Genomic DNA, 1,175 nt, shown 5'->3' on the forward strand with positions numbered 1-1,175 from the left:
CTCCAAACAAGATGCCGCCAGAACTCAAGAGGCGCTATTTCGAACTGATTCGGTCGGGTGTCAGGAGCTCAGAGGCGGCGCGGCTGGTCGGCGTGTCGGTGAGCTGTGGCTCGCTGTGGTTCCTCGATGCTGGCGCCGTGCACATCGTGGAGCGCCCGATCAGCGACCGCTATTTCAGCCAGAACGACCGCATCGAGATCGCGGACGGCCTGAAGGCCGGGGACCCGGTGAAGAAGATCGCGGACCGCGTCGGGAAATCTCATCAGTCGGTGTATCGTGAGATCGCTCGGAACCGGAAACCGGACGGCACCTACCAGCCCTGGTATGCCCACAATCAGGCGCATCTGCGGAGAAGGCGTCCAAAGCTGCAGCGACTCGTCGTCGACGGCGATCTGGCCCGCGTCGTCGTGGTCAAGCTGCGCCGCCGGTGGTCACCGGCTCAGGTCAGCCGGTGGTTGCGTCGCCGTTTCCGGCGTCGCACGGCCTGGCACGTGTGCACCGAGACGATCTACCGCGCCGTCTACGACGGCCACCTCTCGCCGCGGAGCCGAGAACTACCTGCGCGAGATGTTCTGGGGCGCCGACGGCAGGTTCAACGCTCTGAGATGCTCCGCACCGGCCGCACCTATCGTCGCCGCCGCGGGCGCGGACGCACCCGCGACGGCGCACTCAAGCAGTGCACGACGATGCGGTCGATCCACGAGCGGCCTACCGGTGTGCTGTCGCGACGGGAGATCGGGCACTGGGAAGGCGACCTGATCATCGGGTCCACTCGACACGCCGCGATCGCGACGCTGGTCGAACGCAAGACCCGCTTCACCATCTTGGTGCCGCTCCCGAATGGCTACTCGGCCACCGCCGTGGCGGATGCCCTATCCGACACCTTCCGGGCGCTCCCGACGGGTCTACGCAGGACGCTCACCTGGGACCAGGGAAACGAGATGTTCCATCATCCTAGGATTGAGGAACGGACAGGACTGAAGATATACTTCGCCGATCCCCACTCACCGTGGCAGCGAGGAACGAACGAGAACACGAACGGCCTGCTCCGGCAGTATCTACCGAAAGGGACTGATCTCGGGAAGACGAGTAGAGGCGAGGCCGAGCTGATCGCTGAGGAGCTGAACAGTCGACCACGCTTATGCCTCGGGGACCGAACCCCCACGCAAGAAGTG

The 1,175-nt window shown here is 64.9% G+C and carries 1 protein-coding gene; it reads left to right on the forward strand.

Annotation, left to right across the window (positions count from 1 at the left end; all coding sequences use genetic code 11):
• The coding region (locus ABD993_RS36545) for an IS30 family transposase (RefSeq protein ID WP_345428990.1) at window positions 1-1,175 on the forward strand (1,175 nt) is incomplete at both ends.

The sequence above is a fragment of the Pseudonocardia xishanensis genome (assembly GCF_039541715.1).
Classification (GTDB): Bacteria; Actinomycetota; Actinomycetes; order Mycobacteriales; family Pseudonocardiaceae; genus Pseudonocardia; species Pseudonocardia xishanensis.